Raw genomic sequence first — 26,379 nt, 5'->3', positions numbered from 1 at the left:
TTCTAAATAAGAGCTATTGCCAATAAGGTGAACAAGCTTAAGGTTAGAATTTGACTGCCATAACCGTAAGGGTAGAAGGCAGAAGTCTTGATTGGCCCATTCCCTTCTGTTCTTAAGTACACATTATTAGCGTCCACATTTGTAATAACTCCTTCGTATTGCTGACCATGTACGGTCAGAATCCGCACCTTTTTATTCATGCAGCGCAAACAGTTATAATAAGCATCCACTTTGGATATACCTCCTCATTCGTATTGCTGTATTTTATGAGGAGTTGGAAAGGCCGGTAACGGCTAAATGATCCCCACTGACGAATCTTTTTTCAGGACTCACTATCCTGTTAGCAAACTCAGTGATATCATAATAATTGTAACCAGCTAATTTGAGGAGGCTAAAGATCATGACTAGAAATGGTAGCCTGTTTATCAACGAAGGTGTGCTGCGCATCGCTATATTTTTCATTTTGATATCGCTTACTTACACAGTGCGCAATTATCTCTGGGCTGTATTACTTCTCGTGGTTGTTGGATTATACTCTCTCGTTACAGGGTTCCTCAAGCTTAGACACAGTGATAAATCGTAAATGAATTTATGTTCAACAACAATGACTCCTTCAGCTGGGATACTAGGAATTCTGGCAGAAGGGGTCAATGTAATACTCTAATACGTCTAAATATAAGAGCCGATTCTTCTAAACTATTCTCTATAAATTTCCTCTAAAATTTAATGGATATTCTATAAAGATTATGCTATACTCTTGGCACAAGGAAAGGAGGTGCGTTCACATCAAGCATGACATGCTGAACGTATCCCTTACCCGGACCAACGGCTAATGTTTCTATCGTTGGTGGCGCGGGATACGGATCAAAGCTTTAAACTAGCGCCTCGGGTAAAGAAGACCGTCTTCGGACGGTCTTTTTCATGTTCTTTTTCAGGAAATATTTCCGTCGGACTTTGGAGATCATAAATAAGCCTTACTGCAATGAACACAATGTTCACGGCAGTAAGGCTTATTTATTTCTTGCTATATTATCACAAATCTCTAAACAGCAAAGACCTGATCTTAATAGGCGAATGGGGATTACGATTTACGATTCTTATAGAAATCGATAATATCATTCACTGTACGGAGCTGCTCCGTCTCTTGGTTGACAGCTTCCACTGTCTGCTTATATTCTTCTCTTGTTTTTGTATTCATATTAGTCATTCCTTTCAATAATTACAGCACTCCCTATAATTACCCCGGAAAAGGAATAGTGACGCACATTTTTGAAAATAATAAATAAAAACGTCCCTTCAACGTAAAGACGTTAAAAAGACGTGTAACAAGCCATGTACTATAAGTTAATATTAAGCTGGGCTATTTTTCTTTAAAATCTCCAGGGCCTTCAAATCCTTCTTGGTCAGCTCTGCGGTCTCCAGTAGATCGGGTCTGCGCTCCAGCGTACGCTGAAGGGCTTGTTCCCGCCGCCATACCTCAATGTTGGCATGATGACCGCTCAGTAAGATATCCGGTACCTTCCAGCCACGGAACTCTGCCGGGCGCGTATAATGCGGATACTCCAACAAACCTGTGCTGAATGAATCAGTTACTGCTGAGGTTTCATTTCCCAATGCCCCTGGCTGCAGCCGGACTATCGAATCAATCACGGTTAATGCCGGCAACTCTCCGCCAGTCAGCACGTAATCCCCCATCGAAAGCTCATCTGTTACGAGATGCTCACGGATACGTTCATCATACCCCTCATAATGACCGCATATAAAAATCAAATGCTCTTCCTGTGCGAGTTCCTCGGCTATTTTCTGATTATAAGTTCTCCCTTGCGGACACATCAGTATAATACGAGGTTTCACCGGTGAGGAAGACATCTCCAGAACATGTTCCACCGCAGCGAAGATCGGATCCGGCTTAAGCACCATTCCCCCACCTCCGCCATATGGCGTATCATCCACACTATTATGCTTATTGCCCGAGAAATCACGAAAGTTCACTGCATTCAATGCAACGATTCCCTTCTCACGGGCTTTCCCCAGAATACTTGTGCCAAACACACTCTCACACATTTCAGGGAATAGTGTTAGCACATCAATCCTAATCATGGCAGCAGCCCTTCCATCAGGTGCACCGTGATCCGTTTGGCCTCAATATCTACATCCAATACTACATCCGGGATAACGGGAATCAGAATATCCTGCCCCTTGACTGGCTTCACAACCCAAACATCATTCGCACCGGGCTGCAATATTTCGATAATTGTACCCAAGGACTCGCTTCCAGGTTCATCAGTAAATACTTCACAACCCACGATGTGGTGAAAATAGTATTCGTTCTCCGGCAATTCAACCAAGTCCTTGCTCGGAACCTTGAGGACGCTGCCCTTATATTTCTCCACTTGGTTAATATCGGTATAGCCTTTTAGCTTAACGATAAACATTCCCTTGTGCTCACGTGCCGATTCCACGATGACTTCGAATCGTGCGCCACCATTCGGAGGATATACGATCAGCTTTTTTTCTGGCGCAAAACGAACTTCCGGGAAATCAGTATGCGAGAATATTTTTATCTCCCCGCGAATACCGTGTGTATTTACAAGCTTGCCTACAGTTAATTCTTCCGTCATAAAACCCTCTCCTTCTAAATAGCCTGTTTCAACATCATATTAGTTCATACATTTGATTCTATATATTTGCACAAAAAGGAGCCGGGATATACTATCCCTAGCCCCTCATTGTACGCAGTATTTAAGATAAAATATCTACTGTTACGCGTTTATCGCTCTTGACTGCTGCAGATGTGACTACTGTACGTAGCGCTTTGGCGATTCGACCTTGCTTACCTATAACCTTGCCCACGTCATCAGGATGAACGGACAGTTCATAGACAATCAAGTGATCCTTCTCCACGGTTCTTACCACCACATCTTCTGGATGATCCACTAAAGCCTTAGCAATAACTCCAACTAATTCTTCCATAGAGGACCCTCACAATCAGTCATTATTTCTGTAGCTTAAGCTCATGGAACTTCTTCATCACGCCTGCTTTGGAAAGCAGACTGCGAACTGTATCAGATGCTTGTGCACCTGTTTGAAGCCATTTAAGAGCTTTTTCTTCATCGATCTTAACTACTGCCGGTTTTTCAATCGGATTATAGTAACCGATTTCCTCGATAAAACGACCATCACGAGGGGACCGGGAATCGGAAACCACTACACGATAGAAAGGCGCTTTATGAGCACCCATTCTTTTCAAACGAATACGTACTGCCACGAAATTCACCTCCTTAAATTAATTTCGATCCCACCCAAACCCTCCCTTCCAAGGGAGGGCCCCAAGGGTTGCACCCTCTGGACACCGGCTAAGTGCAACTAGCGTAAGTGTTTAGCAGGGTGTTGCTTGGAGACGTTTGGGGAATGATCGCTTTCGTCCCTGACGGGACACGCTTGACGTTTGCGTTATCTAGAAAGAAACAGGGATTATCCTATGTTGTACAATGGATAATCGAAGTTCGTATAGAACAAAGAAAAAGAACAAAGAACAAAGAAAAAGATTAAGATCAACGGAAAGGGAATTTCATTCCGCCGCCCTTGCCACCCATGCCTTTAAGTTGCTTCATGGCGTTCTTGGCACCTTTGCCTCCGCCGCCCATCATACCGGAGAATTGCTTCATCATCTTACGCATCTCGTCGAATTGTTTGATGAGGCGATTGACCTCGGCTACAGAAGTACCGCTACCCGTAGCGATACGCTTGCGGCGGTTATGGTTAATGATCTCAGGCTGCTGCTTCTCATTCTTAGTCATTGAATGAACAATGGCTTCGACGCGACCCATTTGCTTATCATCAACCTTCAAATCCTTCATGCCTTTGGCTTTGTTCATACCAGGCAGCATTTCGAGAATTTGGTCGATAGGGCCGAGCTTCTTCACCTGATCCATCTGCTCCAGGAAATCATCAAACGTAAATTCTGCGTTACGCATCTTACGTTCCATTTCCTTAGCCTTTTCGGTATCAATGTTCGACTGGGCTTTCTCAATCAGCGAGAGCATGTCGCCCATTCCCAAGATCCGTGAAGCCATCCGTTCCGGATGGAACGGCTCCAGTGCATCGATCTTCTCACCTAACGCAGCGAATTTGATCGGGCAGCCAGTAACGGCTTTGACGGACAATGCAGCACCACCACGGCTGTCGCCATCGAGCTTCGTCAGCACTACGCCAGTAAGCGCAAGCTGCTTATTGAAGCTATCGGCTACGTTTACGGCATCTTGACCGGTCATGGCGTCTACTACAAGCAGCACTTCATCAGGGCTAACGACACTGTGAATTTGCTTCAGTTCTTCCATTAATTCTTCATCAATATGCAGACGACCTGCAGTATCGATAATGACATAATCCAGTCCGTTATCCTTCGCATGTTGAACAGCTTGTCTGGCAATTTCTACCGGGCTGGTCTGATCCCCAAGCGAGAATACCGGTGCCTTGATCTGCTCACCCAGCACTTGCAGCTGTTTGATGGCAGCAGGACGGTAAATATCAGCCGCTACGAGCAGTGGGCGATGATTGCCCTTCTGCAGTAATTTGGCTAGCTTCGCCGAAGTCGTTGTCTTACCTGCACCTTGCAGGCCCGCCATCATAATAACAGTTGGTGGTTTGTTCGACTTTGCCAGCTTGGCTTGACTTCCGCCCATCAGCTCCGTTAGTTCCTTGTTAACGATATCGATAATAACCATGCCGGGAGTGAAGCTATTCATAACTTCCTTGCCTATGGACTTCTCTTTCACCTTGGACACGAAGTCCTTGACTACCTTAAAGTTAACGTCCGCTTCCAGTAGAGCCAGCCGTACTTCGCGCATGGCTTCGTTTACGTCTTCTTCGGACACTTTGCCTTTGCCACGCAGTTTGCTAAACACATTCTGCAATCTTCCGCTTAAGCTTTCAAACGCCATATGCAGCTTTCTCCCTTCATGCTACTCCAACCTCTGCAAACGATCCACGATATCCGCAAACCGCAGTTTATATTGCTCAGGCAGCATCCCATCATCCGGCAGTCTGCGCAGTTCATCTAAATGTTTATTACGAGTTTCATACTTGACTAACAAACCAAGCTTATCTTCATAATTCTCCAGAACTTGCTCCGCCCGCTTAATATGCTCATACACAGCTTGGCGACTAATCTCAAATTCAGCAGCAATCTCTCCAAGCGAGAAATCATCATGAAAATAATATTTCAGAAATGTTTGCTGCTTCTCTGTAAGCAGCCGTTCATAGAAAGCAAAAAGTAAGTTGATTCGGTTAGTTTTCTCGAGCCTATTCTCCTGACTCATTAAGGGCACTCCCTTCGTCAAGGAAAAACACTTTACAGCTTCACAACGTCCCTTATGATACCGAAAACAAAGAGACATGTCAAGTCTTTTCACTTGTCATCTCTTTATATTAGATAACAATCAACTTTCCAGTACTAAATACACTGTTTTTTAACTCAGTGGCATCAGGTACAAGAGGGACAAAAAGTGGACAACACTCCCTGCAAGCACGAATACATGCCAGATCGCATGATGATACGGGAAGGCTCTCCATACATAAAAGATGGTCCCTAGCGTGTACAGTAATCCGCCAATCAACAGCAGGTGCATACCTCCTGCGGCTACAACATGAGAGAGTGGACTCCAGGCGATCATCATCAGCCAGCCCATGATAATGTAGAAAACAGTGGACATGAACAGGAATTTTTTAACGAAAAAAGCTTTGAACAAGACTCCTAATACAGCCATTCCCCAGATGATGCCAAACAGGCTCCAGCCGAGTGTTCCACGGATCGCTATCAACAGATAGGGCGTGTAAGAGCCGGCAATAAACAAATATATGGAGGAATGATCGAAGAATTCGAACAAATCCTTCGCTTTTCCATCCCTGAGACTATGCACTAGAGTTGAATTCAGATATAACAGCAGCATCGTTGCACCATAGATAGAGAAACTGACAACATGCCAAGCCGTCCCCTTTTCACTGGATAAAACAATAAGCAAGACGAGCGCAGCTATGCTTAATACGACACCAATGCCGTGTGTAATCGCATTTGCGACCTCTTCCTTGCGGCTGTACGTATGTGTGTTTGCCATACTAAAATCCTTTCATTTGCGGTTTTCTTCTATTGTATCCTTTACCCTAGAGTCAATCCAATCTTATCGGCGATGCTTGGCTCCAGCTTACAGTTTATATAGCTCTGTATACTTCGCCTCCAAATAGTCGGCCAAATAATCAGGATTCAGCGGCTCACCTGTCACTTGTTCGATGATTTGCGCAGGTGTCAGGCTCTTCCCATAGACGTAAATTTTAGCAGTCAGCCACTCCTTAATAGGAAGCAGATTGCCGGCTGCGATCAGTTCATCAAACTCTGGCAGCTCTTTGCGAAGTGTGATAAGGATTTGTGCGGCATACATATTGCCCAGGGAATAAGAGGCGAAATAGCCAAAATCTCCACCAGACCAATGCACATCCTGCAGAACTCCAAGTTCATCTGTTGGCGGTGTTATTCCCAGATATTCCTGGTATTTGGCGTTCCATACCTCAGGCAGATCCTTAACGGCAAGCCCCTCATTAAAGATCAGCTTCTCAATCTCATAACGCACAATGATATGCAGATTGTAAGTCAGCTCATCCGCTTCAATCCGAATAAAGGAATTGGCTACGCTGTTAATAGCCCGGTAGAAATCCTCTACCTCTACACCCGCAAGCTGCTGTGGGAAATGCTGTTGCAGATCACCATAGTAACGGTGCCAGAAGGTCCGGCTGCGGCCAATCATATTCTCCCATAATCTCGACTGGGACTCATGAATACCCATGGATGCCCCTTGAGCAAGCGGTGTGCCTACAAGCTCTTTGTTGATGTTTTGCTCATAGAGTGCATGCCCACCTTCGTGCAAAGAGCTGAATACAGCACTCGTAACATTATCGAGCAGGTAGTTGGTCGTGATGCGGACATCTCCCGGATTTAGTCCAGTGGCAAAAGGGTGCACACTCTCATCCAAACGTCCCGCTGCAAAATCATAACCCATCTGCTCCAGAACGAAGAGTCCGAACTTCTGCTGCTGTTCTTTTTCAAAGATGGTATGCAGAAAATTCGTATCCGGCTTGTGCGGCGAAGCTGAGATCGCTTCTACCAGCGGAACAAGACGACTGCGCAGCCGGTTGAATAAATCATCTACCTTCTCCACGGTCAGATCAGGCTCATACATATCGAGCAGTGTATCGTAGCGCGTACCTTTCACGCCCCAGTAGTCGATAAACTCCTGTTTGAAGGCCACTATTTTGCTTAAATAAGGCTCAAATGAGGCAAAATCGTTATTCTCCTTGGCTTCCTCCCACATCGTTTGGGAATGGGCAGCCAGGACTGAGTACTCCTCATACCTTTTGGAAGGGATGCTCTTGCTGCGGTCATACTCTTTGCGGCAATCCGCAACAATTTTATTCTGCACTGTAGTCAATTGATTCATTACCTCAGGACGGCTGAAGAACTCGGTGAATTGTCCCATCAGTGGCGAGGTCTCCAGCCTGAACATTTCTCCACTCAGCATCCCGATGGTTTCAGAACGAATCTCAGCCCCCTTACGCGGCGCACCTGTGCGCAAATCCCAATGCAGTAACCCGATCGCTTCCGAATACCCACTAATCTTAGCTAAAAACTCACTGAATTTCTCCCACTCTTCCTGTGCATGTTGTTCCATATTTAGAGCACCTGCTTTCTCTGTTTTACCGACTCCTCTTGATGATACTTTTTTAAATAAGTATAATCAACTTCAGGAGCTTACATCTCTAATTTAAAATACTTCTTCCGATTGCGTATGAAGCAGACCTTGCTTCGCAAAACTATTAAGGAGTGTGACCGGCTATGAGGATTCAAGTAACACCTCTTGCAGAGAGGAAATTGCAGGAGAGGCTTGGCGTTCAGCCGGGAATTTTCAAGCTTTTCTATGATACTGAAGGTTGCGGCTGCGACGGGATCAACGTACTGACGATCGTCCACGAGGCGGAGAAAGGAGATTCTGTCATTGAGGCGGGTGCTCTACCCTTTATCATTAGCCGCCAACAGGAAATCTTTTATGAAGAAAAGATGCGGCTTGATACAGAAGAACAATTCTCTTCCTTTAAGCTGGACAGCAATTCGCAAATTTATGGCAGTAACATTCTAGTAAGAGACTTACGCACGTAACTATAGCTCGGTAATCTGAGGAGGACACACGGTCATGAGTCAAATTTCCAATATTATGAACTTCAATGAACACTTTGTAGAGAACAAGGAATATGAAGCCTATCTGACTAGCCGTTATCCAGACAAAAAAATGCTGATTATTACCTGCATGGATACGCGACTGGTAGAGCTTCTGCCTAAGGCTATGAATTTCAAGAACGGTGATGTAAAAATTATCAAAAATGCGGGAGCCGTTATTTCCCAGCCCTTTGGCAGCGTTATGCGCAGCGTTATGGTTGCGCTATATGAACTGGACGCCGATGAAGTCATTGTCGTGGGACACTATGATTGTGGCATGGCTTCTCTTAATTCAGAAAGAATGATCCAATCCATTAAAGATCGTGGTGTTTCTGATGAGGTATTGTCAACACTGGAGAACTCGGGAATCAAGCTTACCAAATGGCTGCGCGGCTTTAACAATGTAGAGGAAGCGGTCCTGCGCTCTGTAGAGTTAATTAAGCGCCACCCCCTACTCCCTCCTAATATTCCTGTGCATGGCATGATTATCGACCCGGCTACCGGAGCGCTTAAGCTTGTCACAGACGGATATGAGCAACTCAATAGTTAAGTACGTAATCGTTCAATCGAATATAGATAAAAGGGACAGCTCCTGTGGCTGCCCCTTTTGTTGTATTTATGGATATGAAGGCTATGGACGAAAATATTGTTGTACCGTTCCTTTGCCAGCTTTCACTACGATCTCCGCATAAGCCCCATTGATAAACGTGATCTGCGGAGGAACATGGCCACAATCGATATCATAGATTATCGGTACTTGAAGCTCCTCGGACAGCTCCTGATAAATATCCTCAGCGGTGTAGCCATCAACAGGCTTATTGGCCGCACTTCTGCCAAACATCACCCCCGAACAATGCTCGAACCAGCCTGCCAGCTTCATTTGAACTAAGGATCGGCGTACATCGGTTGTGTTCAGCTCACAATTCTCCAAATACCACACTATAGGTTCATTATGGATAATTTGTTGTTGAAAATGCTGCAGATTCCCAAAAGGTGTACCGATTAGATGTCTGATTACGTCTATGCATCCACCCAGTAAGCGACCTTGTATCTGTACAGTCTCAGTGGACACTGTTTTCCATACTGTGGGCTCCGTTAGATGAAAGACATAGGGTGAAGGTTTCGCATCTTGCCATTCCTGTTGATATTTCTGAGAAGAGTGCTGAAGGATGGAATCACCACTTCGAGTAGATAACACTGCTTGCCACTGTGCTGTTGTCTCATCGAAATATTTTCCCCGCAAATCTAGAAGATTCGTTCCGTGAGCAGTTGCTATACCGGTTCTTAACGTAATCGCCATTAACAATAAGCTGATGTCTGAATAGCCTAATATCCACTTATTTGTAATCTGGTCAAAATCAATATATTCCAGGATCTCGATCAGCAATTCCCCGCCCCAAGGCGGAATGATGATATCAATATGTTCATCAGACATCATCGCATTGAACTCTTCAGCGCGTATTGTGGCGGGAGCAGACTTTGCCTTCACTTGAGTCCCTGCAGTTTCTCCTACAATGAACTGGTAACCCTCTTTCTTCAACCTTCCAGTGGAAAGCTTAAGCAATTCCTGATATTCTACGCCAACCCCGGATGAGGGGGCTGTCACTCCGATCGTAGCTCCTTTGTCTAAAAAAGGATATGTAATCATATGCCGCCTCCTAGTGATCATACTCGTGCAAGAAAAGAGGACATCCCGACTACAGCAGGACATCCTCTTTTCGTTTTAGATTAGAGAGATTGCCAACAATTCGAATAGCACAAGCGGCAAAATAACGTTGTTATTATACGGAGAACCCGGGTATGGACCACCTGGATAGGGAGTAGGATACGGCTTATAATAAGGGTTATAATATCCACGAGCCATTTCTGGGGTGACCGTCACGCTTAAGTACAGATGCTTGTTATCCACCCCGGCGATTACGCCTTCATGGACTTGCCCTTCCACCGTTTGTACCTTCACTTTATGGTTAAGGTATGGCTTGCAGGAATGATGCAGGGATTCACGGACACCGTGCAGGTGCTGGATCACAGCAGGATCGGCTTGATAAATCACAGTCTCTGGCTGCCCAGTGTAATATGTCGACATTGTTGTTCTGACCTCCGTAAATGGATTTACTCCATTCTATGCAGAAGCCTAGGCCACGGTGCCAACTTGAAGGCAATGCTTATGGAATAGCCACTTTCTCCACCTTAACGTTCACAGCAACCAGAGACAGTCCCATCATAGTCTCAACAGCATTGCGTACATTTTGCTGCAGACTGTAGCACACCTCTTGAATGACACAGCCATAGTTAACAACAACCCGCAGATCAATGGCAACGTCCACCTCTTTGACCTCGACAGATAAACCTTTAGATACATTCCTACCGCTCAGGCGCTGAGCCCACCCTTTAGTAATGTTGCTTCCGGACATCCCTGCGATTCCTGGCGTTTCCAGTACCACACGCCCTACAATAGACGAAACAACACCATCGGAAATATCAACCAGACCTTTTTGAATTTCCCGTTCCATATGAATCCCCCTTTAAGCTATTGGATCTACATATACATTAATACAACAAGCACTAAATTCACAAGCACCTAGGACCAGGCCAATCCTGCTATTTTGGAATTCGAATCGTAAACACCGTTGCTTCGTTATCCCGCTTGTTAAGTTGCAGCGTACCGCCCATTTTGTCCATGTTCTTCATAGCGATCGATAAGCCTAGCCCTGTCCCACCAGACGCAGACCGCGCTTTATCCCCACGGACGAATGGGTCAAATATCGTTGACCATAACTCCTCGGGAATTCCGATCCCCGTATCGGCGATTTCAATGACAACATCATCCTCTGACGCTAAGACCTCTACGCGCAGCTGCGTTCCCGGCGGATTATAGGTTAGTGCATTGGAGATCAGATTATTTACCACACTGGAGAGCAGCTCTGAGTCGTAGTTTGCATATACACCCTGATCAGGAGCAAGGAATTGCAGCACAAAATCTTTTTGTTCAATCTCCCCATAAGTATCTGCGATAATTTCCCGCATGAATTCACTCAGGTCTTGGCGTTTCATATGCAGCATAAAGTCAGGCGAATCTATCTTCAGCAGGTCTAGGATATTTTGGATAAGTTTGGTGACCTGAGCGGATTTGTTATAGATGTAGGTTAAATAACGTTTCTGGCGTTCTTCATCCTCGCCACGGCCCTCCATCAGCGCTTGCGCATATCCTTGAATACTCGTAATCGGAGTCTTCAGATCATGCGAAAGATCTACCATAAGACGCTGCTTACTTTCCTCTGCTTGGCGCTTCTCCTCCGCAGTTCTCTCAATCACGTCAGCCATGTAGTTGAAGGTATCGCCAATTTGAACGAATTCCTCCTCTGCATATAGGGTAATACGAGTATTGTATTTCCCTCTAGTCATCTGATTGAGACCTTGCGTAATAATGCGCAACGGTTTCCTGATTCGCCGGGCCATCCAATAGCTGTATACAAAAATAAGCAACAGCATCAGCCAGATGGCAAGCAGGACATAGAAGGAAACAGGATGTTTCAGATAAGAAATTAACGGGTCGCTATTAATGGAGACGTCAATTTTTTCCCGGGGTATTTTTAGCAGCAGCCAGCCAGAAGCATTGTCCGGAAAATGGGCCAGCGAATAGAAGTAGGTCTGTTCAGATCGGTTCTCCAGCCCAACGAATAAGTCATTATTACTATACTGGCTCACTAAATCCAACTTCTCCCCCACAACCTTGATGACCTTTCGCTCGTTGTCCAGTACCTCCAGCCAGCCGCCACTTTGCAGGAGCCGTTTGCTTTCAATACCGTTTTCGGGATCATCCATATAAGCGTTTGCTTCAACCTTCAGCTCCGGATCCGCTATTCGGTACTTGGCGAACGTATGGGTCACATCCAGACTGACAAATAAGTATACCCCAAGCGCAAGCACCAGCAGAATAATCATAAAGAGCATAAAATCCAAAGTAAACGACGTTTGCAGCGGCCGCTTTTCCCTAGTTCTCCACAGGCGCTTCAATTTTGTACCCCAATCCTCGAATAGTTCTCAAATACTCCGGCTTCTTGGAATCACGTTCGATCTTCTCCCGAATATTGCTGATATGCACCATAATACTATTGTCTTCATACACGTAAAAATCCTCCCAGACTGCCTCATAAATTCGTTTGCGGGTGAAGACACGACCTGGCTGTTCCATCAATAACTCCAGAATTTTGAATTCAGTGGAAGTAAGGGCCACTGGTTGACCTGAACGGTACAGCAGACATTGGCTCCGATCCAGCATTAAATGGCCGAGTACAAGCTGCTCACTCTGCTTCTCTTCAACCACCGGGGCATCGAAATGGTAAACCCGCCGCAACATCGCCCCTACACGAGCCACAATCTCTAGTGGATTAAATGGTTTGGAAATATAATCGTCCGCTCCAAGCTCAAGCCCCAGAATCTTGTCATGGTGCTGGCTCTTCGCAGATAGAAACAGCACCGGAAACTGATATTGCTCGCGGATCCTTTTCAATAATTGCAGCCCATCCATTCCGGGCATCATAATATCGAGAATAGCCAGATCTATTTTATTATTTTGGATCAGCTTCAGAGCCTGTGTTCCACTGGTCGCTTCCAGAATGGTATATTCTTTCTCCAGATATAACTGCAGCAGTTCGACAATCTCCGACTCATCGTCAGCGATCAAAACGGTGTACATGGTCATCCCCCCATTTTCTTACTATATCCTAACATCCTGAGCCCAACCTAAACAGAATCTAAAGATTAACTAAATAATGCTACCTTCCCAAAAAAAATCGCACATAGGAACTGGTCCCATGTACGAATGCTCCACAAATAACTGCTAAAAAGCTACCCCAATTCCGCCTTCACCGGCATAGGTGCCCATAATCGGACCCATATTGGAGAAGACAACCTCCTTGAAGGGGTATTTCTCAAGAATCCGTTCCTTGATCTCCAGAGCCAGCTTCTCGCAATTGCTATGTACGATAGCGACAACGGCCTTTTCATAATCATATTGCTTCTCTTCGAGACGGGCCAACAGACGGGCTAGAGCCTTTGGAAGTCCACGTGTCTTCTCCACTACCTCTACTGTTCCCTCATCGCTGATCTTAAGCAGCAGCTTAATATTGAGGACCGAAGCAACCGCACCCGACAATCGGCTTAGCCGCCCGCCCTTAATCACGTTCTCTAGTGTGTCCAACGTAAAATAAGCTTGTACATCTTGGCTTTGCTGAACTACCTTTTCTTTCAATTCCAGCAGACTTGAGCAGGTCAGGGACCACTTGCCCGCCATGGCAACAATCAGCGAAAGGCCTCCGGAGAAATTCTTGGAATCTATAACTTCAATCGCATTGGTATGTCCTTCGTCTTTATACATTTCCATAGCAATCATCGCAGCCTGATAAGTACTGCTGATATTCGCGGACATGCAGATAACCAAAATGTCAGTGCCTGCTTCCACTTCTATGAACTTCTCCAGAAATACCATTGGACTTGGACTGGCTGTAGTAGGCAATTCTTTGGATTCGCGCATTTTAGCATAAAAAGTCTCTGCATCTGTATCTTCCGGCATCAGCTCATGTTGAAAATGAACTGGCAGATGGATCACCGAAATATTATATTTTTCCATGTATTCACGGGGTAGATCAGAACCGCTGTCAGTAATAATCTTAATAGCCATAATAGGGACTCTCCTTTCAATATCAGTACTATTATAGCGATCACCCTTTGGAAACTCCAGTATCCTTTATAACTTGTAAAATGGCATTATTTGTGCATCTGGAATTGTGTTCGTGATCCTTAGTGTGATATGGTTTATAAATATGCGTATAGAAATGGAGTGTAAAGAATGAGCAAGGACAAAGTATGGAACAAAGGTAAACATAACGGACGTGGTCTGGTGAAAAAGGACGTTGCAGGCACAGAAGCAACAACTGCTGCGGAACCGAATACAACTGAGGCTACTATTGAAATTCCGAATCCCCGCACGGATACCGTAAAACCGATGAAGCGTGATAACTGGGTAGTGAGACCAACGCGCGTCATTCCTAAAAATAACAAGTGAACAATGGGGATTGCAAATAAAACAACCTGCGCCGATTGGCAGCAGGTTGTTTCAGCATGCGTTAATTTTATCTAGGCCTGCATCACAGGCTTACGCTCTTCATGTTCGCTTCCGGATAGCGGGTGCCGAAGGCCACACCCATGGGAGCTGCTTCGTCAATCCGCGCCAAATCTTCCTTCGTCAAATCAATCGCCAATGCCCCGATATTCTCCTCCAGATAAACCGTCCGCTTGGTACCTGGAATTGGTACAATATCTTCGCCTTGAGCCAGCAGCCATGCTAACGCTAATTGCGACGGCTTGCTGCCCTTCTCGAGAGCAATCTCTTTGATTCGCTCTACAAGATCGAGATTCTTCTTGAAATTCTCTCCCTGAAAACGGGGCGAGAAGCGGCGGTAATCATCTTCTGCCAAGTCCTCAAACTTAAGAATCTGACCGGTCAGAAATCCCCGTCCCAGTGGACTGTAAGGAACAAAACCGATGCCTAATTCACGGCAGACCGGCAAAATCTCGTCTTCCACATCCCGACTCCACAGCGAATATTCCGTCTGCAGTGCCGCGATCGGGTGCACTGCATGTGCACGCCGGATCGTAGCAGGTCCAGCTTCGGATAAACCTAGGAAGCGGACCTTTCCTTCACGTACCAGCTCTGCCATCGCACCAACTGTTTCTTCAATTGGCGTATTAGGATCAACCCTATGTTGGTAATACAGGTCAATATAATCAACACCCAGACGGCGCAGGCTGGCCTCGCAAGCAGCTCTGACATATTCCGGGCGGCCGTTGACACCTAGAAACTTCCCGTCTTCACTGCGCATATTGCCAAACTTAGTAGCCAATACTACTTCGTCCCGCCGTCCTTTGATCGCTTTGCCGATCAGCTCTTCATTCTTGCCGACGCCATACATATCCGCCGTATCCAGTAAACTAACTCCAAGCTCCAGCGCCCGGTGAATCGTGCGAATAGACTCGTCTTCATCCCGTCCACTGTAGAAATCGGACATTCCCATACAACCGAGTCCCAAAGCCGAAACCTCTAAATTACCCTTGCCTAATGATCTTGTATTCAATGGATTCCCGCCCTTCGTAAGAGAGTATGATTGGTGCTCTACTTTCATGAAAAGAGGGAATAACGGACCGCAGCAGCCGCTCCCCCTGCTATTCATTCCCGCTTATGCCTTACCCTTAGCAGCCAGAAGCTCCCTAACTGCCTCTACGTTAGTGATTGGTTCCCGACAGGCAAAATCACGACACACATACGCAGTGGCCGCCCCGTGAATAGACGGCTTATCGGCAAGATGGGGCAGGAGCTTCACAATGTCTTCCGCTCCAGTTCCCTCCCACTTGACGAGCAAGGCAGCATCAGGCATATAGGCTTGTTGGAATTGGGCCAGCATACCATGCAGCGCCGGATCATCGTGCTTCCCAGACAAGACCCACTCCTTGCCGCCACCAACCATAGCTAGCAGCGCCTGCAGATAAATCGCATAACCTGTTGGGTAAGCAGAAGCGGCTGCTCCCAAGACTCCAGCGGTGCGTTCAGCAATTCCTTTTAACTCCACATCCTGTGTAACGGCTGCTAACTTCCATAGAACCTTGGCGGCCACCGAATTACCGGACGGCATCGCTCCATCGTACAGCTCTTTGGAACGAATCGGCAGTTGCTCTCCATCCCGACCACAAAAAAAGAAGCCGCCGTGCTCTTCGTCCCTGAACAACTCCAGCAGTCCATCCTTCAGGATTAACGCCCGTTCCAGATAAACGGCCTTGCCGGTAGCCTCATACAGCTCCGTCAAACCCCAGAGCATAAAGGCATAATCGTCCACATAACCCATTATAGCCGCATCCCCGTCCCGATAGCGAGCCAGCAGTCGGCCATCCTCACGCCGCATTTTCTCCCATATGAAATCTGCTGCGGCAGCGGCAGCCTTGGCATACTCCGGCTTTTGCAGCGCCTTCGCGCCTTTGGCCAACGCCGCGATCATCAGCCCGTTCCAGGCCGTCAGCACCTTGTCATCCTTAGAGGGGTGAATCCGCTGCTCCCGATAAGCAAACAGCTTCTCCCGCCATTCCTCCATCCGGGTTCGCAGACCCAGCGGATTCATGCCCAACTTCTCGGCCATCTCATCCGGCATGTCCTGGAGCAGATTCGGAATATTGAAACCTTCGAAGTTCCCCTCCGGTGTTATCCCGTATACATGGCAGTAGGAATGCATATCCTCCAAGCCAAGCGCCTCCTCAATCTCATCCCGGGAGAACACATAGAACTTACCTTCTTCACCCTCCGAGTCAGCGTCCTCCGCACAATAGAACGCACCCTCCGGTGAAGTCATATCCCGTAGCACATACGTGAACACACTCTCAGCAATCTCTGCATACAACGGCTTTCTAGTAATCTGAAAAGCCTCCAAATAGACGAAAGCCAGCAACGCATTATCAAAGAGCATTTTCTCAAAATGAGGGACGAGCCACTCCCGGTCCGTCGAATAACGAGAGAATCCAAAGCCAACATGGTCATATAATCCACCACGGAACATCGATTCCAGTGTAGTTTCCACCATTTGTAACGCTTCCGGTTTATCATAGGCCTGACTATACGCCAGCAAAAAAGAAAGATTATGCGCCGAAGGAAACTTCGGTGCATTGCCAAACCCGCCGTACTGCTCATCGAACTGACGCTCGTACAGCTGGAAAGCCTCATGCAGCAGCTCTTCACCTACTTCAGCGCCTCCACTCTGGCGATCCTTCTGCTCTGACGATTGCAGCTCAGCCAGCAGATCATCTCCAAGCCGGGTAAAAGAAGCTCCGTCCTGTGCCCACTTGTCGCGGATTTGCTCTAGAACATCCATGATTCCCAACCGCCCGAACATCCGCCGTTTCGGAAAATAAGTCCCCGCATAAAAAGGCTTCTTCTCCGGTGTCAGCAGTACCGTCAGCGGCCACCCGCCCGACCCTGTGAGCGCCTGGCACACTGACATATACAGCGCGTCAATATCCGGCCGCTCCTCGCGGTCTACTTTTATGGAAATATAGTTCTCGTTCAGTAAATTGGCGACTTCCTCGTCCTCGAAAGACTCGCGTTCCATTACGTGGCACCAATGACAAGTTGAATAGCCGACTGACAGGAAGATCGGCTTATTTTCCGCTTGCGCTTTGGCAAATGCCTCTTCTCCCCATGAATACCAGTCCACGGGGTTAAGTGCGTGTTGCAATAAATATGGGGACTTTTCGTTTATCAATCGATTAGGCTGTTGGCCTTCTTTGAGTTCCATTTATGTAACCTCCTTGTGCGGAATGGGTCATTGTTAGTATTACCCATTGAATGGCAAAAAGACACCAACAGGGTTAGTGCCTCATAAGCTTTGCATACCTATTCCATCCTACTTATATATATTATAAAAGTTCAATACTTTAGAAAAACAAACAGAATCTAAGATATTACTGTTTATTCCTTGAATCTCCTCAAAAAATTGAATTGTTTTAATTCTTATCTCACTAAGAAAATCAATTTTGCTTATTCTAATATTGGAAAATGAACCGAATGATGCAATTTTCAGTACAGACTTATCAATAATGAATAAATCTTTTAAAATAGTAGTCTCATAATTCAATTCACTTAATACTAGGATATCATTCTCAACCTGTATTTCTAACCAAGTCCAAGAATTTTCAACATATTTTAACGCTATATAATCATAAGATTTCAAAGAATTATAAACATCAATAAGCAGATCAAAATGTGTAAGTATCAATTCTGAATATAACCTTTTAGCTGATAAAGGTATATTCTGAGTTGGGTATGCTATGAACTCATGGCCACCCACAACCAAAGTAAAGGGTCCATAGATCTGATGCCATTCTTTATCAAATATTCCTCTTTCAATCGTTTTTAGTTCCTCTATATCATCTTCAAACAACTCGTACTTAATCTCGAATACAGGAGGCTGGAGTGAAATTATTCTTCACCTTCTTATGATAGGTTTATGAATTTTTATTTTAATAAAACAAAGAACTTGTTTTACGTCCTTTCTGATTTCATTTTCCCCAATACTCGATTGTTACGTCTGAATATTCGTCTTCGCTTAGAACAAATCCATAACCCAATTCCTGTCTCGTTTTCGTATTTCTTAAAGTATTCAAAAATATAAATAATACGAGCTTTTATTAACCTTCGGTTGTCCACGGCAATCACCTCTTGTCTAGAGAAGAGAAGAGAATCTGTAAATCGCATAACGAACATCCCAAACGACGACTTTATGTTTACTTATAAGGTTCACCGTAATTGCACTTGCAGACCTAATCGGTAAGCCAATCCTGTAGCAAACTCTTTTTGAGGGTTTAGCTTCAGTTCGTTAAACACTCTTGTCATGCGAGCCTGTGCTTTTTCCATGTCACCTATTGAGCAATAGAGTACCGTTAAGTAATGGGGATTCTCGTAAATCCCATCTTTCTCTCGTAACTCCATTACTTTGATTACATCGTTAATACTTTCAAACTGCCGAGGTGAGGGAGTATATACTCTGTAATGTCTTTCACTATCATTCGTTTAAGTTGTTCAACTTTAGTATTGATAGTCAATCTGTACCAACTATCATTTTTCGTTAGTTCAGTGCCACGAATCCGTAAAACTGAATTTATTTCCATTGGAAAAGATGGTTTCGGGTATAGATGAACTGTTCCAAATAATTCCTCTATATAAATGCCTGTATTGAAAAAAAACTCAACTTCATCTTCTGTATTCCACTTTGATGACTGAATGTTCACTGTCGCAGAGAAGTTAGAACAAACATGGGCAAAGTTTTGCCCTGCTTCTTAAACCTCTCTACCTTAAACAAGGGAGCAATGGTTTATTTTACGACTTGCTTCAATACATTCTGCATAGACATGATAAACAATCCCCTTAGCGATAGAATCTTGCATTCATACGTCCATATTATCCTCGACACATTTATCAAAAATAACTTCAAAGTCACCTTTGAATATCAAATGCTCAACCACTTCTTCAATACGTTTGCGACTACATTCATCCACCAGAACCATGTCACTACCCCAGAAATACTTCCCTTGTAAGCACTCTCCAGTTTGTTGATTCTTTTCAGCGAGGGACTGTATGTTCTTGTATGTGAAAAATGAAGCAACCCACCTTGAACCGTCTACAAATGTAACTATTGCATCAGTGTTATCATCATATATGTTCCATTCTCCTTCAGCCCATTGCTCGGCTTCAATCCAAATTGAATATTGCATGTCTTTCACTAATATCGCCTTCTTACCAGTTTGTTTAAGGATTCAATTGTACCATATGTTGGAATTATATTTAATTGTGTCGCAATACAATTCATCCTTATTCGGGCTGTAGAAGTGCTTATAACATTTACGAAAATACCAACAAAATGAAATACGAATTCAGCAAGTAAACTCGATAGACTGAGAGATAATTTATAGTGATGCATATCATGATTAAGACTGTATGAATTCATGTACAGCAAGGGATTAGTGGAAACAGAGATAAGGAGAATAAATCAGGAAGCGACTAGGGGGGGAGACTAAACCGTTGAGATTAAACTAGTGGAATTCACCGACGTGACACCAGTGACAGGTTGAATAACCGACTGACAGGAAGATCGGCTTATTTTGCGCTTTGGCAAATGCCTCTTCTCCCCATGGATACCAGTCCACGGGGTTATGTGCGTGTTGCAATAAATATGGGGACTTTTCGTTTATCAATCGATTAGGCTGTTGGCCTTCTATTATCTCCATTTATGTAACCTCCTTGAGCACGTATGTTGCCATTTTTATTACTACCCATTGGTGAACAAAAAGACACTAACCCTCGTTAGTGTCTTTTTGTTAAAGTATTGCTTGATTCAGCTACCGAAACTTAACCAGGACCTATGACAACCCTGGCTCTTTGAATAGACTTAATATATGAGGTAATATGTCAGCATTCAAAAACTTCTTATCACCTCTCTCAAATCTCAAAGAAGCGCTAACACATATTTCTCTTATTATTTCATCGTTTTCTGCTCATCAGAATGAAATGGTGTTAATGCAAATAAATAATCTTTCTGTGAGGTTAATTCGTTAGCTGTAATTCCAGCATTAAGAGATAGTTCTGCTCTACCTCGATCAGGTTCCGTTACAGAAATTAAAGCGCTCGCTACTTTTGGAACTGTCCCTTCGTAGCATCTAGTCCATTATAACCATAACATTTTCGGAATGGACTGTTGCGTTTAAGCAATAGAAAAAGGAGCCCTTTTACAGGCTCCCCTTCGACGGTGTTTGATCGTTCGAGTATCTTTAAAAGTCACACTTCACATCATTAGAAATACTTGGGCACCGCTTGTTCACTTTCCGTTTTAAAGGAATGCTACTAGGCGTGTGTGTTCAGAGATGCTCTGCGACACAACCCCTCGCTTTCAGTTGACTTAGTGATTAGTTAAATTCCTCTTGTAGCCCTAGCACCAAATGGTCCAACGGAACCACACCTCTCTTCACACCGTCAAATATATCTTGCACAGATTTCAAGTTTCTTATACATCGTACACTCAAACAATTTTAAATCGGGATCGAACCGACGACCTCATGCATGCGATGCAAGCGTTCTCCCAGCTGAGCTTCATGGACGAGGTGTCACACTTAGCTTGACAATCCGTCTTATAAAAAAACCCTCTTCGTCAATCACGCACAAATCCGAATTTATCTCACATCTACCCTCTCGCTCATCAGGAGGTATCTGATACCATTAATAAGGTGCATCACCGCCGTAACTTAAAGGTAATTCGTCATGATACTTCCCACAAATGGTACAATGTCCTAGGTCAACTGATCTTTGCTAGGGATGGGTCGTATTCAAGAATTTCTTGTAGACTAACGATAACAGAATCATCAATCTCTATTTCAATTCCATCAAGGAATTGCCACATGCCATCTTCTGCATCATGTGAAGTATACTTAATTGTTGACTTATTATCTAAGATTCGTTTCAATGTGAACGCCATCGTATCTCAGAGAAAATCCATTTTCTATTACTCATTTCCGACGCTCCTATCAGTTTAATTGCTCTTTCATTCCGATTGAGTTAAGAAATTAAAACAATCATGAAGGTCTTCATCATCAGGTTTATTTATCAATTTCTTTACTTGTCCTCTGACATAATACAATTCAACTTCTCTTTTATCAGATGAATCCTCTATTGTTCGAACTCCATCAATTACAGCAAACAAACCAAATAAAGCACTATCTACAGCTTCTGTTAATACCCTTCGAACCATCAATTGATTTTCCTCTGAAAGCTGATTGAACCAGTTAGATAGTTCTACATGCTTTTGTCTTGGTCTTCTCCCTGCTGGTTTAATCATGGTTTATATAGCAGAATCCCTAACCTATAGTTTGACAACTTGAACAAACTCTTCATTGTTCATGATGAACCCCTATCTAAATAAATTTCGTACTTTTAACTATTATCAAGTTGAATTGCAATAAATTCTTTGGCAATCACATACGAATCACCAAAAATTAAGACCTTGTAATCTGTTTGCTTACCGTTCCATTGCTTATCACTTTTGGTTGGAAGCAACGTGCCATTCAAACCGTTATCCTCTAGCACGTTAAAATATTCCCTAATAAGATTCATTGGGGCTTTAGCGAACAAACCTATATCAAATCCTAGTAACCATTCTATTTTCCCATTTATATATGTTCCAAAAGGAATTAGGTTATTTGTAATATCTCTATGGGCAATGTAAAGTTCTCCAATTATCTTCTTGCTGTCTTTTACGTGTCCATTGAAATAAAGTTCAAAATAATCATTATTGTAGTCCCACAAATATACATGTTCCTCTAAAACCTTAAAATCAGAAAAGTAAAATAGTTCAAGTTTGTGTTCACCAAAATCATTGCACTGAACTTCCCATTTTTGAAGTACGTTCTCATCATCCTGATATGTAAGTTCAAGAGTGAGTATTATACTATTTCCATTAACTACAAAGCTTACTAAGCTTAAATAAACATCATTTTCAAATACTCCATTATCTATGGCATCTATCATGTTTCGAAGCATATTAAAGCCCCCTTTACTCCAATAAGGAACATATCTCTCATCGTTTTATTATCAGTTGCGGATTTAACTTAAATCTCACCTTCATTATTGTACCCTATGTTGGAATTTACATTATGTCGTATCGCTCCAGTTTCACTCATAGTCGAGCTGTGGAAGTGCTATCCCCCTTTCGTTATTCAAACAACTTCATTTTGATGTAAACCACCCCCCACCTTTAATTAGCTAACAATATCTGACCTCCTAAACAGCCTTCTAAGGCATGCGAATTCATACATTTTAAAATGATATGCATCACTAAAAATTTTCTCAGTCTATCGAGTTGACTTGCTGAATTCGTATTTCAATTTTTAGTAAAACATGTATGAAACATTGCATAACTCGTATAAGAGACTTATGACATTTGATTTGATCAGGTAAATTGATTTTCAAAATGTATGAATTCAAGTACAGCAAGGAATTAGTAGGAACAGAGCTAAGGAGAATAAAACAGGAACTGACTCAGGGGTGGGACGAAAACGTTGAGGTTAAATTAGTGGAATTCACCGACATGCCATCAATGGCAGGTCGAATAGCCGATACTTAGGAAGATCGGCTTGTTTTCGGACTTGACTTTTGCAAAAGCCTCGTCTCCCCAAGAATACCAATCCATGGGGTTGTGTGCGTGTTGTAATAGATATGGGGACTTTTCATTTATTAATCGATTAGGCTGTTGGCCTTCTTTGAATTCCATTTATGTAACCTCCTTGTGCGGAATGGGTCATTGTTAGTATTACCCGCTCGAGAGTGAAAAGACACTAACGGGGGTTAGTGCCTTTTTAACTTATAATGTCCTCTACTATTTTTCTCGAAGGAACTTATAAATAACTCAACTTTCGCAGCTCAAATCTCTAAACAAACCCTTGATATAGCTGGGTAAACTAGAGATCCATTCCTCTAGTTGACAAAAAACGGACGTTTTGTTCTTCTTAGTATTGGCTTGGGACATTTCAAGAAATAAATTCATGAGTTGCTGGAGGGCGGTCTGATAATCCAGATCGCGGACTTCATCCGCGAAGAGAAAAAAGAGACCTCCAAGTGTTCGGTCATCACTCGATTGACGCCGTTCGTACTCCATCGCTAAATAACGGCTGAATACAATCGTTGTATGGCTAATCAGTTGATCGAAGGAACGACCTTGAAACTCGGTTCCCAGTTTCAAATAACTTTTGGTGACTTTGAAAAAGGTCTCTATACTCCAGCGCATGCCGTAGATTCGTACGATTTCAGCTGCATCTAGCGTCACATCTGTACTTAAAATCGCGAGCCATTCTCGTTTTTTATTTCGGTTGCGCACAAAAACAAGTTTCACGGGTAGACCGCAGGTCGTCTGTACGATGACAGAGCCTTTAATGTCTTTGGCATTCGATTTGGGAAGGCTTTGAAAGACTTCACGCAGCGTCATTCGTGTTCCTTGAACCAGATAGTGTTGTTTCATTTCCTTGACCATGCCAATCACACCAAGGCCTTTGCCGGTGAGCTGACGAAGGAGTGGAACTTGGGTAAACCAGCTATCCATAAGCACATAGTCGGCAGTGAATCCCGCTTTCAAAGCCCGTTCCAGCAAGGCGACAACGGCATCCGGCTTCCGAGAAAAAGCCTCCATTCGACGTTTGTACCCGGCGCTGCGTTTCGAGAGATTCGAAGCCATTTCGCAAATACGATTGGCCAGCTTGGCCGAAGAAAGCATGACAAAGTCAAGCGGAGCGAAGCTAAACCCGTCCGACCAGCCTAACGTTAACAGGGTGTAGCCTTTAATGAATTTGCCCGTGGAATGGTCAAATACTCGTGCCAGTAACTCTGCTTTTTTACTACGGTTTCGGCTCAACACGGAATCGTCAACGATGAATACTCGTACACGCGAAGATGAAATAAGCGATTCGAAATAGAGCACAATGCGAAGACTTAAGGTCTGCAAGAAGCGCCGCCAAGCAAAAGAAGCTTGATTTAAAAACCGATAGATAACATCTTTGCCTGGAAGATCTGCTCCACGGTCACTCTCTAGGAGTCGAAACCAGTTCTTACCTTCGAAGACTAAAGAGAAAACGATTTGAAAAACCGCGAGACTCGAAAGACCAAAGGATTTGGAAATACCTGCGTGTCGTAAGGTTTTCCCGATATGGAGAGTGACAAAAAGTTTGGAAAAGCGAGACTGTTCAGACAGGGAATGTTGTTGTAACATAGGGTTACGCACCTTTCTTGTTGGCATGGTTGATTCGACACTTCCATGATACCAAACAAGTAAGGTGTTTTTTGTCAATAGCAATAAAAGTATTGAATTCTTCTTACGCCCTCATGGGTTTAAGACAATATTCCAGGTGCGAAAGTTGAGTAAATAATTAGGTAATTCTTAATTGTAATGGATTTCTTTGAATCAGTCATTCCAATAAATACAATAAATTCCCAAGAAAGAACTGAATTGTTCAAGCATCAAATAAAATATGAGGGTTTTAACGGATAGCTTCTTTTAGTAATCAAGGGTTTCGAGAAATAAAGTCCTACAGTAGCCATCGCGGTGTATATTATTGAGTTCTCAGTCTCCGTTAAATCAATCATTCTTTTAAAACCTAATTTAAGCAGAAAAATCCTCAATAATCTCGACCACTTCAATTTCCCCGTTAATTAAAAGCTCAGGAAGCTCGTTGTTCACGTTACCTTTCCAGTATTCCCTGGCTTGTTCAATTTTTTGGGAGAAGGGAACCGCATCTTCCTTCGGTAATAAGTCTCCATCACCTTCAAAGATATTTCCATTAACCCTTAGTTTAACAATTTGCAAAACTTTCCGATTATAAGAATCAAATAATTCCTTCCACTTCAAAGCGTCTTTGTAGCTCTTTGCAGCATATAAGCAAGACAATCTCGATGGATACTCAGGATATTCCTGTAGTCTTACCATTTCAACTATCACTTCTCTTATGGCTCTGATTGTTTGTCCTACATACTTAATGGCTACTTCGGCATTTTCTTTATCCATCTTCAAGCCTTCATTTGTATAATGACCGTTTAAAATTTGAATAAAGTCTTCACCTTTAGAATTGAATTGTTCCTTTTCAAAAAAGAAGTTATATAATTGGTTTTTCTTGTCTTTATCAAAATAAATCACCTGTCTAGGATACATTATTTTTCTAGTAACAATATGATAAACGTACAATTCATTCTCTTCTTCCATGTAAAATCCCCTATTCAAAGATATTATTTACATATTTCACTACATTACCAATCAACTCTCGTACTCGTCCAATCGAATATCTTCATAAGGTACGTACTTGTCAGGTTCAACTTCTTTATATACCCGAACGCGCGTCACAGTAAAAGTTGGAAATGGGGATAACGCCTTGCTTGAATCAAATTTCATAGCTTCCAGTTCTGTTTCATTCATACCCCAATAGGTTTGTCCCAGTGTCAAATGAGGTGCGTAATTGTCCAATTCAAAATATCGTTCAATAAGTTCCTGTGATGGCATCACTGCCTCAACCAGACGCCTATGTAGCTCAAAAATCATATTCGATTGAACGCTTATGTATACAACAGAGTTGCCGAACGACGCCGTTTCAGAAAGCGATAGCTGGAAAGGCGAAAATGAAGAACATACCTCTTTGATTTTATCCATCCAAACCATGTCCTGGTTAAGTCCTCCTTGGGCTTTAACGGTAACATGAGGTTCTACCACATCCAAAATGCGATTACTAGACCAACGATTTTGAAATCTGATTATTTGTTCCTTGTACTCATTTGGAGGAACAATACCTAAAAAATACTGCAATTTTACACCCACCTTAAAAAGGAACTATTCGGCTATTGTTTCACGTTTGTTGAACGTGTTGTTATTTCATATATTTTTGTAGCTTCTCCATTCAACATGTATCCAGTAGCTAACTAGCTATACCCAATAGAAAGGAAGATCGATTGGTTGTCGCGCTTTGCGATTTCAAAAGCCTCTTCCGACCAAGAG

General features: G+C 43.6%; 30 protein-coding genes and 3 pseudogenes. 4 read left to right on the top strand and 29 right to left on the bottom strand.

Annotation, left to right across the window (positions count from 1 at the left end; genetic code table 11):
- Positions 1–2: 2 nt before the first annotated feature.
- A complete protein-coding gene (locus tag H1230_RS13215) occupies positions 3–230 on the bottom strand; it encodes a hypothetical protein (RefSeq protein ID WP_239715980.1) in 228 nt (75 codons plus the stop codon).
- A 170-nt stretch (positions 231–400) separates the two neighbouring features.
- On the opposite strand from H1230_RS13215, the gene H1230_RS13210 reads away from it, so the two are divergent.
- Positions 401–583: a hypothetical protein gene (locus H1230_RS13210; protein ID WP_239715978.1), complete on the top strand. Its 183-nt coding sequence runs from the start codon at positions 401–403 to the stop codon at positions 581–583.
- Positions 584–1,350: 767 nt separating this feature from the next.
- Here the strand turns inward: H1230_RS13210 and trmD are convergent.
- The 8 genes from trmD to H1230_RS13170 form a co-directional block, all read right to left on the bottom strand.
- A complete protein-coding gene (trmD, locus tag H1230_RS13205) occupies positions 1,351–2,097 on the bottom strand; it encodes a tRNA (guanosine(37)-N1)-methyltransferase TrmD (protein ID WP_239717295.1) in 747 nt (248 codons plus the stop codon).
- Positions 2,097–2,621, bottom strand: coding sequence for a ribosome maturation factor RimM (gene rimM / locus H1230_RS13200; RefSeq protein WP_239715976.1), 525 nt, complete (start codon positions 2,619–2,621; stop codon positions 2,097–2,099). Before rimM ends, trmD begins: the two co-directional genes overlap by 1 nt.
- A 121-nt stretch (positions 2,622–2,742) precedes the next feature.
- Positions 2,743–2,973, bottom strand: a complete 231-nt coding sequence (locus H1230_RS13195) for a KH domain-containing protein (RefSeq protein WP_239715975.1) — start codon at positions 2,971–2,973, stop codon at positions 2,743–2,745.
- A gap of 22 nt (positions 2,974–2,995) precedes the next feature.
- The gene (gene rpsP / locus H1230_RS13190; RefSeq protein WP_239715973.1) at positions 2,996–3,268 is read right to left on the bottom strand and encodes a 30S ribosomal protein S16; all 273 of its coding nucleotides are present in this window, start codon (positions 3,266–3,268) and stop codon (positions 2,996–2,998) included.
- Between the two features lie 286 nt (positions 3,269–3,554).
- On the bottom strand, positions 3,555–4,943 hold the full coding sequence (gene ffh, locus H1230_RS13185; protein ID WP_154122273.1) for a signal recognition particle protein: 1,389 nt from the start codon (positions 4,941–4,943) through the stop codon (positions 3,555–3,557).
- A gap of 21 nt (positions 4,944–4,964) precedes the next feature.
- Positions 4,965–5,321, bottom strand: a complete 357-nt coding sequence (locus tag H1230_RS13180) for a putative DNA-binding protein (protein ID WP_154122272.1) — start codon at positions 5,319–5,321, stop codon at positions 4,965–4,967.
- A gap of 150 nt (positions 5,322–5,471) precedes the next feature.
- A complete protein-coding gene (trhA, locus tag H1230_RS13175; protein WP_239715972.1) occupies positions 5,472–6,116 on the bottom strand; it encodes a PAQR family membrane homeostasis protein TrhA in 645 nt (214 codons plus the stop codon).
- An 87-nt stretch (positions 6,117–6,203) separates the two neighbouring features.
- Positions 6,204–7,721: a carboxypeptidase M32 gene (locus tag H1230_RS13170; protein WP_239715970.1), complete on the bottom strand. Its 1,518-nt coding sequence runs from the start codon at positions 7,719–7,721 to the stop codon at positions 6,204–6,206.
- Positions 7,722–7,885: 164 nt separating this feature from the next.
- Here H1230_RS13170 and H1230_RS13165 point away from each other — a divergent pair, with 164 nt between their 5' ends.
- Together H1230_RS13165 and H1230_RS13160 are read left to right on the top strand one after the other, a co-directional pair.
- Positions 7,886–8,206, top strand: a complete 321-nt coding sequence (locus H1230_RS13165; RefSeq protein WP_239715968.1) for an iron-sulfur cluster biosynthesis family protein — start codon at positions 7,886–7,888, stop codon at positions 8,204–8,206.
- 34 nt (positions 8,207–8,240) lie between these two features.
- Complete coding sequence (locus H1230_RS13160; protein WP_239715966.1) at positions 8,241–8,813, top strand: beta-class carbonic anhydrase; 573 nt, start codon at positions 8,241–8,243, stop codon at positions 8,811–8,813.
- 81 nt (positions 8,814–8,894) lie between these two features.
- Here H1230_RS13160 and H1230_RS13155 read toward each other — a convergent pair whose 3' ends face one another.
- The 6 genes from H1230_RS13155 to H1230_RS13130 form a co-directional block, all read right to left on the bottom strand.
- Positions 8,895–9,911: a S66 family peptidase gene (locus H1230_RS13155; protein WP_239715965.1), complete on the bottom strand. Its 1,017-nt coding sequence runs from the start codon at positions 9,909–9,911 to the stop codon at positions 8,895–8,897.
- 75 nt (positions 9,912–9,986) lie between these two features.
- The gene (locus H1230_RS13150; protein ID WP_239715963.1) at positions 9,987–10,349 is read right to left on the bottom strand and encodes an acetyl-CoA acetyltransferase; all 363 of its coding nucleotides are present in this window, start codon (positions 10,347–10,349) and stop codon (positions 9,987–9,989) included.
- Positions 10,350–10,428: 79 nt separating this feature from the next.
- Positions 10,429–10,776, bottom strand: coding sequence for an Asp23/Gls24 family envelope stress response protein (locus H1230_RS13145; protein ID WP_239715961.1), 348 nt, complete (start codon positions 10,774–10,776; stop codon positions 10,429–10,431).
- Positions 10,777–10,864: 88 nt separating this feature from the next.
- The gene (locus H1230_RS13140; protein WP_239715959.1) at positions 10,865–12,280 is read right to left on the bottom strand and encodes a sensor histidine kinase; all 1,416 of its coding nucleotides are present in this window, start codon (positions 12,278–12,280) and stop codon (positions 10,865–10,867) included.
- Positions 12,258–12,962 carry a response regulator transcription factor gene (locus H1230_RS13135; protein WP_239715957.1) on the bottom strand — a complete coding sequence of 235 codons (705 nt, stop codon included), beginning with the start codon at positions 12,960–12,962 and terminating at the stop codon, positions 12,258–12,260. Before H1230_RS13135 ends, H1230_RS13140 begins: the two co-directional genes overlap by 23 nt.
- Positions 12,963–13,106: 144 nt before the next feature.
- On the bottom strand, positions 13,107–13,946 hold the full coding sequence (locus H1230_RS13130; RefSeq protein ID WP_239715956.1) for a DegV family protein: 840 nt from the start codon (positions 13,944–13,946) through the stop codon (positions 13,107–13,109).
- A 168-nt stretch (positions 13,947–14,114) separates the two neighbouring features.
- Between H1230_RS13130 and H1230_RS13125 the strand changes: the two genes are divergently transcribed.
- The gene (locus H1230_RS13125; RefSeq protein WP_239715954.1) at positions 14,115–14,330 is read left to right on the top strand and encodes a hypothetical protein; all 216 of its coding nucleotides are present in this window, start codon (positions 14,115–14,117) and stop codon (positions 14,328–14,330) included.
- 82 nt (positions 14,331–14,412) lie between these two features.
- Here H1230_RS13125 and H1230_RS13120 read toward each other — a convergent pair whose 3' ends face one another.
- From H1230_RS13120 to H1230_RS31620, 14 genes and pseudogenes are all read right to left on the bottom strand, one after another.
- Positions 14,413–15,399 (bottom strand): aldo/keto reductase, encoded by a 987-nt coding sequence (locus tag H1230_RS13120; RefSeq protein WP_239715952.1) that lies wholly within the window; start codon positions 15,397–15,399, stop codon positions 14,413–14,415.
- A 102-nt stretch (positions 15,400–15,501) separates the two neighbouring features.
- Entirely contained in the window at positions 15,502–17,601 is a 2,100-nt protein-coding gene (locus tag H1230_RS13115) for a thioredoxin domain-containing protein (protein WP_239715950.1), read from the bottom strand.
- Between the two features lie 108 nt (positions 17,602–17,709).
- Positions 17,710–18,246: a hypothetical protein gene (locus tag H1230_RS13110; RefSeq protein WP_239715948.1), complete on the bottom strand. Its 537-nt coding sequence runs from the start codon at positions 18,244–18,246 to the stop codon at positions 17,710–17,712.
- A 556-nt stretch (positions 18,247–18,802) separates the two neighbouring features.
- Positions 18,803–19,120 (bottom strand): annotated as a pseudogene (locus H1230_RS31630) (DUF4304 domain-containing protein); the annotation flags it as partial.
- A gap of 129 nt (positions 19,121–19,249) precedes the next feature.
- A complete protein-coding gene (locus tag H1230_RS13105) occupies positions 19,250–19,576 on the bottom strand; it encodes a hypothetical protein (protein WP_239717293.1) in 327 nt (108 codons plus the stop codon).
- Positions 19,577–19,909: 333 nt separating this feature from the next.
- Positions 19,910–20,089, bottom strand: a pseudogene (locus H1230_RS13100) (DUF255 domain-containing protein); the annotation flags it as partial.
- A gap of 859 nt (positions 20,090–20,948) precedes the next feature.
- Positions 20,949–21,065, bottom strand: coding sequence for a hypothetical protein (locus H1230_RS31625; protein WP_481857173.1), 117 nt, complete (start codon positions 21,063–21,065; stop codon positions 20,949–20,951).
- A 331-nt stretch (positions 21,066–21,396) separates the two neighbouring features.
- Complete coding sequence (locus H1230_RS13095) at positions 21,397–21,690, bottom strand: hypothetical protein (RefSeq protein WP_239715945.1); 294 nt, start codon at positions 21,688–21,690, stop codon at positions 21,397–21,399.
- Positions 21,691–21,785: 95 nt separating this feature from the next.
- A complete protein-coding gene (locus tag H1230_RS13090; RefSeq protein WP_239715944.1) occupies positions 21,786–22,391 on the bottom strand; it encodes a hypothetical protein in 606 nt (201 codons plus the stop codon).
- Positions 22,392–22,947: 556 nt separating this feature from the next.
- A pseudogene (locus tag H1230_RS13085) lies at positions 22,948–23,121 on the bottom strand (DUF255 domain-containing protein); the annotation flags it as partial.
- A gap of 135 nt (positions 23,122–23,256) precedes the next feature.
- Positions 23,257–24,609: an IS4 family transposase gene (locus H1230_RS13080; RefSeq protein ID WP_239714794.1), complete on the bottom strand. Its 1,353-nt coding sequence runs from the start codon at positions 24,607–24,609 to the stop codon at positions 23,257–23,259.
- A gap of 390 nt (positions 24,610–24,999) precedes the next feature.
- Positions 25,000–25,596: a DUF2441 domain-containing protein gene (locus tag H1230_RS13075; RefSeq protein WP_239715941.1), complete on the bottom strand. Its 597-nt coding sequence runs from the start codon at positions 25,594–25,596 to the stop codon at positions 25,000–25,002.
- A 51-nt stretch (positions 25,597–25,647) separates the two neighbouring features.
- Entirely contained in the window at positions 25,648–26,190 is a 543-nt protein-coding gene (locus tag H1230_RS13070) for a 2'-5' RNA ligase family protein (protein ID WP_239715939.1), read from the bottom strand.
- A gap of 113 nt (positions 26,191–26,303) precedes the next feature.
- Positions 26,304–26,354 carry a thioredoxin domain-containing protein gene (locus H1230_RS31620; RefSeq protein WP_239717291.1) on the bottom strand — a complete coding sequence of 17 codons (51 nt, stop codon included), beginning with the start codon at positions 26,352–26,354 and terminating at the stop codon, positions 26,304–26,306.
- Between the last annotated feature and the right edge of the window lie 25 nt (positions 26,355–26,379).

This window comes from Paenibacillus sp. 19GGS1-52, from assembly GCF_022369515.1.
Lineage (GTDB): Bacteria > Bacillota > Bacilli > Paenibacillales > Paenibacillaceae > Paenibacillus_AQ.
The sequence above is the reverse complement of the archived record's forward strand: the minus strand, read 5'-3'. Positions and strand labels throughout refer to the sequence as shown.